The organism is Bacillus sp. FJAT-45350, from assembly GCF_002335805.1.
Taxonomy (GTDB): Bacteria; Bacillota; Bacilli; order Bacillales; family NISU01; genus FJAT-45350.
Map to the genome: position 1 here is coordinate 82,228 of NZ_NISU01000003.1, position 12,746 is coordinate 94,973.

General features: G+C 32.0%; 16 protein-coding genes. 12 read left to right on the top strand and 4 right to left on the bottom strand.

From position 1 onward, the window contains the following. Window positions 1-14: 14 nt before the first annotated feature. The 4 genes from CD003_RS19470 (at window position 15) to CD003_RS19485 (ending at window position 3,060) form a co-directional block, all read left to right on the top strand. On the top strand, window positions 15-761 hold the full coding sequence (locus tag CD003_RS19470; protein WP_096202929.1) for a hypothetical protein: 747 nt from the start codon (window positions 15-17) through the stop codon (window positions 759-761). Between the two features lie 6 nt (window positions 762-767). Next, window positions 768-1,445 (top strand): hypothetical protein, encoded by a 678-nt coding sequence (locus tag CD003_RS19475; RefSeq protein WP_096202930.1) that lies wholly within the window; start codon window positions 768-770, stop codon window positions 1,443-1,445. 346 nt (window positions 1,446-1,791) lie between these two features. After that, window positions 1,792-2,382 (top strand): hypothetical protein, encoded by a 591-nt coding sequence (locus CD003_RS19480; RefSeq protein WP_096202931.1) that lies wholly within the window; start codon window positions 1,792-1,794, stop codon window positions 2,380-2,382. A gap of 192 nt (window positions 2,383-2,574) precedes the next feature. Further along, window positions 2,575-3,060 carry a gamma-glutamylcyclotransferase family protein gene (locus CD003_RS19485; protein WP_096202932.1) on the top strand — a complete coding sequence of 162 codons (486 nt, stop codon included), beginning with the start codon at window positions 2,575-2,577 and terminating at the stop codon, window positions 3,058-3,060. A 139-nt stretch (window positions 3,061-3,199) separates the two neighbouring features. Here CD003_RS19485 and CD003_RS19490 read toward each other — a convergent pair whose 3' ends face one another. Together CD003_RS19490 and CD003_RS22405 are read right to left on the bottom strand one after the other, a co-directional pair. Then, entirely contained in the window at window positions 3,200-3,835 is a 636-nt protein-coding gene (locus CD003_RS19490; RefSeq protein WP_096202933.1) for a phosphatase PAP2 family protein, read from the bottom strand. A gap of 90 nt (window positions 3,836-3,925) precedes the next feature. Next, window positions 3,926-4,051, bottom strand: coding sequence for a hypothetical protein (locus CD003_RS22405; RefSeq protein ID WP_257008399.1), 126 nt, complete (start codon window positions 4,049-4,051; stop codon window positions 3,926-3,928). A gap of 443 nt (window positions 4,052-4,494) precedes the next feature. Here CD003_RS22405 and CD003_RS19500 point away from each other — a divergent pair, with 443 nt between their 5' ends. Continuing rightward, the gene (locus CD003_RS19500) at window positions 4,495-4,845 is read left to right on the top strand and encodes a helix-hairpin-helix domain-containing protein (RefSeq protein ID WP_257008400.1); all 351 of its coding nucleotides are present in this window, start codon (window positions 4,495-4,497) and stop codon (window positions 4,843-4,845) included. Between the two features lie 70 nt (window positions 4,846-4,915). Here the strand turns inward: CD003_RS19500 and yunB are convergent, their stop codons facing one another. Together yunB and ytvI are read right to left on the bottom strand one after the other, a co-directional pair. Beyond that, window positions 4,916-5,668 carry a sporulation protein YunB gene (gene yunB, locus CD003_RS19505; RefSeq protein ID WP_257008401.1) on the bottom strand — a complete coding sequence of 251 codons (753 nt, stop codon included), beginning with the start codon at window positions 5,666-5,668 and terminating at the stop codon, window positions 4,916-4,918. Window positions 5,669-5,741: 73 nt separating this feature from the next. Continuing rightward, window positions 5,742-6,797: a sporulation integral membrane protein YtvI gene (ytvI, locus tag CD003_RS19510; protein WP_257008402.1), complete on the bottom strand. Its 1,056-nt coding sequence runs from the start codon at window positions 6,795-6,797 to the stop codon at window positions 5,742-5,744. 306 nt (window positions 6,798-7,103) lie between these two features. Here ytvI and CD003_RS19515 point away from each other — a divergent pair, with 306 nt between their 5' ends. The 7 genes from CD003_RS19515 to CD003_RS19540 all read left to right on the top strand — a co-directional run. Next, window positions 7,104-7,667 (top strand): tyrosine-type recombinase/integrase, encoded by a 564-nt coding sequence (locus CD003_RS19515; protein ID WP_096202937.1) that lies wholly within the window; start codon window positions 7,104-7,106, stop codon window positions 7,665-7,667. 37 nt (window positions 7,668-7,704) lie between these two features. Then, window positions 7,705-9,189 carry a potassium/proton antiporter gene (locus CD003_RS19520; protein ID WP_096202938.1) on the top strand — a complete coding sequence of 495 codons (1,485 nt, stop codon included), beginning with the start codon at window positions 7,705-7,707 and terminating at the stop codon, window positions 9,187-9,189. 49 nt (window positions 9,190-9,238) lie between these two features. Next, the gene (locus CD003_RS19525) at window positions 9,239-9,577 is read left to right on the top strand and encodes a P-II family nitrogen regulator (RefSeq protein WP_096202939.1); all 339 of its coding nucleotides are present in this window, start codon (window positions 9,239-9,241) and stop codon (window positions 9,575-9,577) included. Window positions 9,578-9,653: 76 nt separating this feature from the next. Continuing rightward, window positions 9,654-9,866 (top strand): hypothetical protein, encoded by a 213-nt coding sequence (locus tag CD003_RS19530; RefSeq protein WP_096202940.1) that lies wholly within the window; start codon window positions 9,654-9,656, stop codon window positions 9,864-9,866. A gap of 165 nt (window positions 9,867-10,031) precedes the next feature. Beyond that, window positions 10,032-10,184, top strand: a complete 153-nt coding sequence (locus CD003_RS22765; protein WP_373558589.1) for a hypothetical protein — start codon at window positions 10,032-10,034, stop codon at window positions 10,182-10,184. A gap of 506 nt (window positions 10,185-10,690) precedes the next feature. Beyond that, window positions 10,691-11,317, top strand: a complete 627-nt coding sequence (locus tag CD003_RS19535) for a recombinase family protein (RefSeq protein ID WP_096202941.1) — start codon at window positions 10,691-10,693, stop codon at window positions 11,315-11,317. 516 nt (window positions 11,318-11,833) lie between these two features. After that, the coding region (locus CD003_RS19540) for a transposase (protein ID WP_257008407.1) at window positions 11,834-12,746 on the top strand (913 nt) is incomplete at its 3' end.

The window sequence follows — 12,746 nt, forward strand, 5'->3', positions numbered from 1 at the left end:
AAAGGGGTTATAAGATGCTAATTTTCAGAAAAGTTGCAAGAGCTGTTAAAGAAGTTCAAGGCAATCTAAATGATCAGAATTTATATAACGAAGATGAAAGGCAACTTGAACAGAAGAAATTAGACGCACTAATGCTTATCGTTGATTTCATTAATAAGCAAGAATATCTGAGTCATCAAAAATCAAAAGAAAGATTAAAATACTTCTTAAAAAATAAATTAGACTATGAGAAAGCTAGACTACATTTTAACACATCTAAAAATTCCATCGAAGCATCTGTCAGCTATATAGGAAAAAAACTAGAGAAATTAATTGGTCTAGACACAATTGATATGATTCTCGAAGGACGAATTGATGAAGCTCTTACCCAGTTTCATATTGGTACAGGAAAAGTAAAGACAAGTGATTGGTTTATTGAAGGGGTTCATAATTATCTTCCTGAACCAAAAAAAGATATTTTGCTTTCATTTGAAGATTGCCAAGAGGAAATCACTCTTTTAGGAATGTTCTCCCATTTTTATCTAGAAGATTTGTTTAAGTTGTACAACGCTGATAAGTTATCACATTTACTTTATGTATTGAACAGCACTGATGCAAAAATTGCTGATGAACGGGAAATTTTGTGTCGGCTTATAAATGGCGATTTTAGTAGAAAGAATGCTGATGCCGACGTACTTAAAATGAGTGTTCAAGTAAAAAAGGCTATTAAAGAGTTGCAGAGCAAAAATCCATTTGATGATCCTAAACTGCAGAAAGGGTGAATAAAATTGTTTATCAATACAATTGAACGCTACAATCCTCCAGTGGAGAGTCAAGTACATTTTTTAGGGAGCGAGTTAGAACCATTATCATTTAATAAAATGCTGGAAATCACTTCACAATCGTATACGGATAAGGAATGGTGTAAACTCGCTTATTCTGTTAGTAAAAGTGGATTACAATCATATACCAATGAGCAAATGACAAAAATAGTTAATCACAAAAAATCTGACGGCAGTTGGAACTTTAATGACAAGGTTGTAAATTGTTTATTTTACGAGACTTCCCTGAGACATCCTGGAGTGTCTGCTTGGACAAAGGAATTCAAATTCTTTACGGGATTAGGGAGTAGATTTCTTGGTGCAGTAGGAGTCAACACAATTCACCTTGAGGCCGATGTTAGTGAAGGCATGATGTTAAGGCGAGTTGGTGATTTGGTACAATACACTCTTCTTAGCGAAAGTCCCTTTAATAGACTTTTAATTGCATTGCATAAGCCTAACTGTGATGATTGGGAGCTTGTGTATGCTGAGGCAATCATAAATCCATATGTTAATAGAAGTAGACCTGTAAATATAAGCTATTTTTCCAGGCCAAGTGAGTTCTTTAAGGCACTATTAAGTGGAGAAAAATTAAACAGTGTGGAACATAAGCGATATGAAGTGAGAGTGAGAGTAAGGAATTAGTAAAAGCGTAAAAAACATTAAGCTAATTAATATTAAGTGCATTATCTAGTGGTAGGTATAAATGAAGAAATGAAATTTTAAACTCTATAACGGAAATATAAAAACAGAAGTAGTGAGTTGAGGAATATCTAGTTTTCTTTATTTTGCTGTTGTGGGTTAAGTTGTATCAAGTTAATTTCAAATGCAATAAATAGTCTGTGAGTAAAAAGATAAGGGTTCTTTATAAAAGGGAAACATCTTACTCGAAGCTACCGAGCAACCATAATGAGTTGGATTTTGATATTAGTAGATTTCAAGAGATTATTTATTATAAGCATGACAAGACAATGAAAAGGGGTAATAAGCCATGTCAAAAAATAATGTATCACACTATAAAGCAATTGATGATAACCTTTCTGTTAAATTCATTAAACCTATTTACATCCCTCTTGAAGATGAAAAAAGAGATGAAGTTGGGCAAAAAGTGTACAAGGATTCAAGTTATGCAAATCTATTAATGTCTTTGGCAGTTGATCAGGGACTAGTATCAAAGAAATGCTTAACTGCAGTTACAAAATTAGATATTCAAGACCCAGATGTCACATGTATAAAGCAATTCAAATTCTTGGAAGATTACGGGTTGGGAGCTAACTTTGAGGAATTAAATAGGTTAATGGATGACCATGAAATTAACAGTAACAGCCATATTAATGATTTATCAGTTAATTTGGGATTAAGCTTGTATGCGGTAGAGTTTAAGGATTTGAGTCATAAGGAAATGTTAACCCACAATGAAAGTGATGTTATCTTTAGAATAGCCCAAAAGTATGGTGAGCCAGGTGTATATGTTTCTTATGCATTGGATGAATTAATAAATGGTGTTGTGTTAATACCGTCACAAAAAACAATTTCAAAAGAGGCTTTTCATTATTTTTATTTGCTATGTTCACATTTATAAGAGAGGTCACCGACCTCTCTATCATTTTACATTCAGCAAGATTCTTGCTGAAATAATGTGCACTTTTAAAAAATATAAAAAATAATAAGTAGTTTATCTAAAACTGCTTGCCCAAACTTCACCCATTTACTATACAAGTCGCTGGACGTATTGTAAACTGACAAATCAAAATAGTAGAAATGGGTGAAATAAATGAGCAGGGTTAAGCGGAAACTTTTTGCAGCATACGGTGAATGCATGAATGTTGACCATATGATCTCTACATGTACGGAAGCATATCCATTTGCTTGGGGAGTAATAGAAGACCATAAATTAGAATTTAGATCATTTGTTAACTTGAGGAAATCCAAAGCTTGTCAGGCCCCTGTTGTATTGTGGAGTGTGACTCAAGAAGATGAAGAGGTACTTGACAGTTCTGAAGGAATGGAATTATATAGAAAAGATACTATCATTGTAAAGCTAACCGATGTAAATGAACAAGTCGCACCTTATGGGGTTAATCACTATAACGAGGGTATAGATGCCTTCGTTTATAAAATGAAAGATGAAGGAATATTGCCAGAGCAAGCTCCAAGTCTGGAGCACTATCAAACTATTCTTCAAGGTTATCGTCATAATGATATTGACCCAGAACCTTTAGCAAATGCGATCATCATAACAGATGGCAAATTTAAATAAATTATAGTTGATGCAGATCTGATTCAATAAAAAGGTATGACAGAAATTTTTTACCATCATACCTTTAATAAAGTCAATGTAGTGTATATTGTTTGTGAAACAACATACTAATATACCAGCCTAAAAGGCGATGCACAACTTACGTTTCTCTTAGTAATTTATGCTTACTATTAAACAGATAGAGGCAAAAATAGAACCAACTTAACGAAATAAATATTGCAGCTAGAATATCAGTTGGAAAATGTGCTCCTAATACTACTCGGCTAATGGGTATAGTTGTAAGAAAAAAAATCGAGATAATTAAGAGAAGACTTTGAATTACACGAATTCTAATATACTTACAACAATAAAGAATGAATACAAACAATATTATACTACGCATGGTATGTCCGCTTGGGAAACTATAAGAAATTAAACCAATGGATTGACCAAAAGTTTCAACCATTACAGTTTCAGCGGGACGTTCACGTTGAAACATTATCTTTAATAGCAGGTTTAATAAAACACCGCCAGAAGACAGAATAGCAAAGCACCAAAACAAATTCTTTTGATTTGTAATCCAAAGGAATACAAGTAGTATCGTTGAAATAAGGAGTATAGCCTCAACAGATCCAAGCTCTGTAATCGTTAACATCAAACTAGTAAGAAATGTATTTTCGATTGGAGTTGTTATATACGTATCAAAACCAATAGTCAGTTCATTAACAACTAAAAGTGACATAGTAATAAATAGTAGAAAACATAGTAGACTGATTAATAAAAAGTTTTTTTGCAAAGAATCAACTCCATATAAACTAGTACAATTAGTACAAGCATTAAAAAGAGAGAAAATACATTATATAATTCTCCCTTTTGTTTTTGAATACTAGCTAAACGCTTTAATACCTAATACGAAATGAACAAATAGAAAAACGACAACCATTAATCCAATTCCAAAAAGACAACCTATTAAAGGTTCCTTGATATTATCATCATTATGTTTTTTTTCCATTCTATATGTTCTCCTTTCACTTTAAAAATTATTTACCATGAAAGTTGAATGTTAGTAGAATAGAGAACTCTGGTATTTAATGATTAATAGATTTAGATTTGTTTTCATACTTTGAATTGAAAAGCTGAAAAGACCTTTCGTGGGAACCTGATAAAGATTGGGATATACACTTGAATCTACATAGTTACATTTAATTCTATAGTCTTTATCATTGCCAGCATTAATGTTTACTACTGTATTTGTATGGAAAAACGAAGATAAATAGTTCCCTTCAACTAAGCTACTAGTATTTGAATCGTCATGGCTAGTAAGTATGAAAGTGAGTAGTATAACATTCATTATAAGCTTTATTTTCACATGGGTAATCTCCTAGTGATCGTGTATTTCAATTATAGTATACTATAATTATGGAATTAAGACATGGGAAAGTGAGGTGTTTATTTTTGAAATATTTGGTTTATTTACTTATTGCATCTACTTTATTAGTAGGGTGTAATAGTAATATAAGTAATGATGAAGTGGCAAACATATCTGCCGAAGTAAATAAAGAACAAAATTTTGTAGAAGAGCACGAAATTAACAATTACCGTTGCTATAGAAAAATAGACATTAATGAAGCAAGTATTGATGAATTGAAAAAAATTGTTCATATCAATGAAGAAAGAGCGATGGAGATTGTTGATAATAGACCGTTTATTGTCATAGATAGTTTAACTTTAATACGAGGGATTTATGGTGAAAAACTTACTGATATTAAACGGCAAGATTTAGCTTGTGTAGAAAGAAATTTATAAATAAAAGAACCCAAATCATAAAGGAAAATGACTTGGGGTTAGTGAAATAAGTAAAAAGTTGAATAATTCTTTATCTTATAATAGCTGGCTGGGGTAATGGGCCATCTCCATTTGAATAAAAATCTGGAACTTCTCCAGGTACGAAGACCATCCCCACTGGTACGGTTGTTTTAACTTTGTCCGTTCTTGTTGCAAACGGAATTATAACTTGAGATTGCACCTCTAAATCCATCGATACTCGAATCCACGTATTATTGATTCCTATTGGTTTTGTCTCTTCATTTAGTTCAACATCTACATCACCAATCGTAGTGAATTTTACAGGAATTAATGGTCCTAGCTGTGAAAGTAAGGCATTATTTGTCGCAAGTCCTAAAGGGATATTATGAATAACCCCCGGAACATCTGTGTCTTCAGGAATTTCCTCTTCATCGAACATTTCCAATTTGTGTAATTCTCCATCTTCCATTAACTTTAAATAATATTGTGCATTAGATACAGCGTTTGTAACAACTTGATTATATACATTCGCATCAAAGCCAATCGAAGAGATTTTACCAAAATTATCTTTTTCAATGTTTATAAGTTGATTCATGTCGACGTCCCTAATTGTCGTTGATACTGCATGATTTATTGCCGAGGTAGCGATTTTTTGTGTTTCTAAATTGGCAATCTCCAATAAAGTTGGACGAATGCCACTCTCAACAAGCCAGAGTCCTTGTAATGTTAGTACAATAAATATAGCAAATGATATTAAAAGTACGTACCTAAAAGGTAAAGGTCCTTTCTTTGGTCTAAGGTTGAATTTCTTTCGAAAGTACAAGACCATCCCTCCTTATGTACAATATATAAAAGAAGGGGGAAGAACAGAACTATTGATTTTTATAAGATATCACTCATAATTTAAAATTTGATTTAATGATACCTGCTTCAAACGCTGATTTTACTACAATAAGAATCAACGGTCCAATGAAAAGACCAACAGCTCCAAACAACATTAACCCAAGGAAAAGTGATATCAACGTAGCTAGTGGGGATAATCCAATTTGTTCTCCCATTATTTTTGGTTCCACAGTGCGTCTTATTACTAATAAAATAATTGATAAGATTCCTAATTTAATTGCCATTTCAAGGTCTCCAGAAATAAAATAAAAAACGGTCCAAGGCCCCATAATAATGATCGATCCAATTAAAGGGATTAGATCAATAACCCAGATGAGAATTGCCATTGCTAAAGCAACTTCAGGTTTAATAATAATTAACCCTACGTATGTGACTAAGAAAATTGGTATACTTACTAAAAATTGTGCTTTAAAAAAGCCAATAATAACTTTCTTGAGACGTGAAATTATAAAGCAAACTTTATCCGCTGTATCTTCAGTTAGGAAGAAGAATACTGTTTTTTTTAGTTTAGGTAGATTTACTAGAAATAAGAACATACTTATTAAATAAACCAATATAGCCACAAGATAATTTGGAATATTTAATATAATATTGGTTATTGTTCCAAATAAATCCAAATTAATGAAGTGAACTCTTATTTTTTCTATGATCCCTATAACATAGAAATTAATTTCTTTTACAATATCAAGCGGTATGTCTTCAAACTTATTTTCAAGATTACTTAGTATGTTGAACCACACAACCGTCATGTGATGAAAGTAAACGGAGATATTTTGTGAGGCATATGTAATATAAGTAATCAATTTAATCGTAGAAAAAAATAAAACAAAACCTATTGTTATAAAAAATGTAGTGAATGTAATAATTGTTGAAAATGTTCGATTTATCTTCCATCTATGTTCTAACAGTGTGACCACAGGGTTTAAACAGACTGCTGATGTCCATGCAAAAATAAGTGGATAACTGACTGGAAGGATAAAGTAGCTTATAAGGAATAGGAAAATAAGGACTACTCCTATTTTTATATTTTTATTTAACCAATAGTTCAATAAAAACAACCTCTATTCTGAAAAATGATGTATTTCAAAGTTATTCCTTAGATATCCATAAAGATATTATCTTAGTCAACTATATTTTATACTATAAAATCTTAGATTAGCTATAATCAATTAAATAATTTTGCTTGAATATACTATACGATTTTACTCAGAGAGGAAGTATATTTATTCAAATGTGAACACCAGAACACTCGACCTTATTCTTCATTGAAATTTTACAAATTTTTAAATTAATGTTACTTATTTTATGATACACTAATAATTAAGTAACATTAATTTTAGGAAGGAATTCTTAAAGTGGAATATGTAGATCCTATTAAAGATATTAAAAAAATTAATGAAATCAAAAAGGTATTGAATAAACAATCAAAAAGAGATTTCTTATTCTTTGTTCTTGGTATTAACTCAGGAATAAGAATTAGTGACTTACTCAAGATAAAAGTAGACGACATATGTGATTGTGGGAGGGTCAAAGAGTTTCTATATATTCAGGATCCTAGTAATGGAAAAGTTAAAGCCTATTATTTAAACAATAAAGTCAAGCAAGCTTTAGAGAATTATTTATCAAATACGAACATAATCAAAGTTGACTATCTCTTTAAATCAAAAAAAAGTGAGAAGCCTATTACACGACAGCAAGCTTATAGAGTTATTAATAAAGCAGCAAAAGAAGTAGGCATAACTGGAAATATAGGGACACACACATTACGAAAAACATTCGGTTATCATGCGTACAAAAAAGGAATTGCCATTTCAATTCTCCAATCAATCTTTAACCATTCATCCCCTGCTGAAACATTACGCTATTTAGGTATTGATAAAGATGATAATCATCTTGTAAAAGTAGATGTAAATTTATAGCGAAATAGATATTTTTTTGAGAGGAGTACTACTGTATATGTTAGATTCAGTTTTTACCACGGACTATTTCATCCTATTAAGTGCACTTTTATTAATTATTGGTGTATTAACAGCAAAGTTTTCTACTCGACTCGGAGTACCTGCACTTATACTATTTATACTCGTTGGAATGATTACTGGCAGTGATGGATTGGGTCTAATCCATTTTGATAATGCAAAAATGGCTCAGCTCATTGGGATAGTTGCTTTAGTGATTATCTTATTTGAAGGGGGATTACAAACTAAGTGGTCTACTGTGAAATCTGTAGCAACTCCTTCATTATCACTAGCAACATTAGGTGTTATCCTTACCACAGTTGTAGTTGCCGTTGCGGCTAAACTAATCTTAGGAGTGACATGGTTAGAAGGATTTCTATTTGGGGCGATTGTTGGTTCTACTGATGCAGCAGCCGTTTTTGCAGTATTAAAAGGACAAAATGTTAAAGCGAGACTTGGGGCAACACTTGAGGCTGAGTCTGGTTCAAACGATCCCATGGCTGTCTTTCTAACACTTTCCCTCATTGAGTTAATGATGGTTGAAGATCCTGTTTATTTCCTGCTAGTTGGTTCATTTTTCTGGCAAATGGGTATTGGTTTAGTAATGGGCTTGGTATTAGGGAAATTAGCAGCGTATGCAATCAATCGTATTAATTTAGATTCGAGTGGATTGTATCCTGTTTTTGCTCTTGCCTTTGCCTTATTAACTTACAGTATTACTGCACTTATAGGTGCAAGTGGATTATTAGCAGTTTATGTGGCTGCATTAATTATTGGAAATTCAGATTTAACTTATCGTCAATCTATATTCAGATTCAATGAGGGTTTTGCATGGATGGCACAAATATTAATGTTTACAATCCTTGGTCTTTTAGTATTTCCGAATCAATTGTTAACCTTAGATGTTATTATCAAGGGTTTATTACTATCTTTTATCTTAATCATTATTGCAAGACCTCTTGCCGTCTTTCTATCGACAATTAAAATGGGCTACAACCTAAAAGAGAAAGTATTTCTTTCTTGGGCAGGCTTAAGAGGAGCTGTCCCGATTGTACTAGCAACTTTCCCAATGATTGCAGGATTAGAAAATAGTCAGTTGTTTTTTAACGTCGTATTTTTCGTTGTATTTACATCAGCGCTCATCCAAGGCTCAACCATTTCTATATTTGCAGAGAAGCTCGGGTTAACTGGACCCAAAAGAACAGAATCAATGCATTCATTAGAACTTGTCTCTATAGGAAAAGCAAATGCAGAAATTATTGAATTTGAAGTGAGTGAGGAGTCTGTTATAACAGGTGAAACTTTAGCTGATATTCAATTTCCGAAAGATGTTCTTATTAATGCCATTATTCGCAAGGGAGAGCTTATTACTCCATATGGTGAAACAAAAATAGAAATTGGCGATATCCTCTATATCCTCGTTTCACGAGAAAGTAAAAAAGAATTAAAGCTATTGCTAAATTCAAAAAGTAATGAAGTAGTATAAAGTTGATTCTATAGAATTGTAAGTAATATGAAAGGGGAATGAGTGAATAATGGGAATTTCAAAGAATGCAAAATTAGTTGTAACGGTTATTGCAAAAGAAAAAACGGATAAGATATTAGAGGCTATTGAAAACGAAGGGGTTACAAAAAGTACCATTATCTTAAGTAGAGGTAAAAGTGAAAATAATCCTACATTATTTTTGGGAATTACAATCGAACCACAACGGGAAGTAATTTATACACTAGTTCCAAAGGAAAAAGCGGACAAAATATTTAATGTCATCACGGAAGCAGGAGATCTAAATAAGCCACTTCAAGGATTAGTTTTTATTCTCGACGTAGAAAAAGTCGGTGGAATTGATCTAAGTATGTTTAAAGAAACAAACTAGTTAGTAGAGAAAGCACCTTTTGTTAAAGAGGTGGTGAACTTATAATTAAGTAAAGAGATTATAAGGGATTGATAAGATGGAAAACATAAAAAAATACGGAATTATCTTTATTACGATTGGCACTTTAATAGTGATAGGTAGAATATTTGTGACAGGACATTTTCATGCAACAGGTGAAAAAATAATACCTGAATTAACGTTAATTGTGAGTTTTTGGATGAGTGTATTATCTATAGGTTTAGGAATATCAATGCTTTCGGAATGGAATCAAGAAAAAAAGAAGAATTAATTTAGTATAAAAAATATAATTGTACACGAAATGGTAGGGGAAAAATAAAATCAGTGAGTTCTAACTAAATATTACACTAGATCCCAGTATTGTAAATACTGACGATTCCCTTGGAATTATTCTGAAAAAAGTAACTAGAAGAGACTCTGTAAATCGTCAGTTATTGTGGTTGATACTAATAATAAATTAATAGGGATTATTACTGTAAAAGAATTACTAAAGGTTGTGGCTATTATAAATGTATTCATAAAGGAAAAACGACATCAAGAGGTAATATTTTTAACTCTGTTTCAAGAGATACAACTGCGAAAGTTTTAGTGTTATCTCCAATATCAGTTAGAAAAAACGATAGTTTATAAAGCACTTGAGTTATTTGTCATACATGGTCTTGAAGAACTTCCAGTTGTTGTCATCGGTGATCTAGGTGCTTTTGAATTATTACAGGAAAAAACTTCTAAGCCTTTTAATGTTCCAGGTAACAATAAATGCAATTGATAATAATAAATATAATTGAACATTATACATTGCATTTGTGGCAAACACTTAGCGTAACTGTGAATAAATATTTTATGAGAAGAGATTGTTAATCACTCACCTCTCAAAGTGGACTAAATTTAAGAGGTGATAATAGATAATACTGTTTAGAATTATTAAGCAGCATTATTTTAGTCTAAAAAGGTACTCCTTTTTGAACACTTTTTAATTTGGTATATATCGGTGAATATCTAATAAATATTGTACTTAATGAACACTATTTGCATATTGACCTTTATGGACTATCAAGCTAACATACAACCACTTTATAATAGGTGGGGGTAATAATTATGCACATTTCTTTCGGCTATATCAGGGTATCGACAAAAGACCAAAATTTGGATAGGCAGGTTCAAGCATTAAAAAATTACGTTACTGATGAAAAGTACATTTATAGCGATAAGGCTAGTGGTAAGGATATGGAACGTGACGGTTTTCAAAATATGCTTAAAGCTATACGATCAGGTGATACGCTTTATATTAAATCGCTTGATCGTTTAGGGCGCAACAAAGTACAAATTAAGGAATACCTAGAGTACTTCAAAAAGAATGGAATTAATGTGAAAATCCTAGATATGCCAACTACAATGCAAGAGCATCCCGAAGGACAGGAATGGATCTTGGAAATGGTTAACTCTATTTTAATTGAGGTATACACTACGCTAGCTCAACATGAGCGTGAAAATATTTTGATTCGTCAAAAGGAAGGAATTGCAGCAGCGAGGTCTAAAGGTAAGCACTTAGGTAGACCTGTGATGGAACTGCCTAAAGAATGGTCTAAATATTATAAGCAATGGAAGTCAGGTGAAATAAAGGCAGTGGAATTTATGAAGGTTGTAAATATGAAGAAAGCTACTTTTTATAAGAAGGTAAAGGAATATGAAGGGTCACGAGTTCGAAATAAAAATGCCATATAATGTTTTACTGTATGAGCTCACTTTAGGATGTTAAACGTTAGTTACTATTTTTATTTAATTTTACCAATGTTATATTTGAATTTTGAACTAATTTTAAATTTCTTCTGGAGTTAATTCCATTTTTGGAGTAGAAAGCAAAGGTTATCAATAATGAAAGAGGAAAGGAATGCAAATAAAAGGACAAAAAAAACATGGAGTATAAAGAAAGTTTCACTTACAACATTCCAATTCAAGCAATTCAGGTTAATCCCTCATATATAAGATAACTTCCTTGCTTAGTTAAGGAACTTTATTTTCTGGTTCTCCGTTAATATAAATAGCGAACGAGCATCCATATTATTAAACAAAGAACCTTGATCGAAGGGAGGCCACTGAAAAAGTCTCTATATTATAAAAAAAAGATATAGTACCTCAAAATTTGAGAGTGCTATATCTTTTTTACTGTATAATTAAATTATCAAATTCGAGTGGGTGGATACATTGATTCAACATCAACAAGTAAATTTAAGTCCTTATATGGCGATTTATGACATAGTCGTACCGAAAGATAATGTTTTGAGAAAAATAAATGACTTAGTCGATTTTTCTTTTGTATATGAAGAATTAGTAGATAAATATTGCCTTGATAATGGGCGTAATGCGATCCATCCTATTCGCATGTTCAAATACTTATTATTAAAATGTATCCACAACGTATCCGATGTTGATATTGTCGAACGCTCAAAATATGATATGTCATTCAAATATTTTTTAGATATGGCGCCAGAAGATCCAGTTATTGAGCCAAGTTCCTTAACGAAGTTTCGAAAACTGCGATTAAAGGATGTAAATTTATTAGACATGCTAATCAATAAAACGGTTGAGATCGCAATCGAAAAAGAAATTATAAAAAGCAAATCTATTATTGTAGATGCTACCCATACCCAGTCTCGTTACAATCAAAAATCAGCCAAAGAAGTGCTGGTTGATCGGTCTAAAAACCTAAGAAAGACGATTTATCAAGTAGATGAAACAATGAAAAGTAAATTTCCAACCAAGACAACATCAGATGTATTAGAAGATCAAATTGAATACTGTGAAAAGCTGATTAAAGTCATTGAAAAAGAAGAGGTTATTTGTGAATTCCCCAAAGTAAAAGAAAAATTAAACCTGCTTAAAGAAACTGTGGCTGATGATATTGAACATCTACAATTATCCAAAGATGAAGACGCAAAAACAGGACATAAAACAGTGGACTCCTCATTCTTTGGTTACAAAACACACATAGCCTTAAGCGAAGAAAGAATTATTACTGCGGCTGTTGTTACAACTGGAGAAAAGAATGACGGAAAGCAATTAGAAACCTTAATTGAAAAAAGTATGGAAGCTGGTATGGAAGTTGATACTGTGATTGGTGATGCCGCCTATTCAGAAAAAGGGAATATTGAAT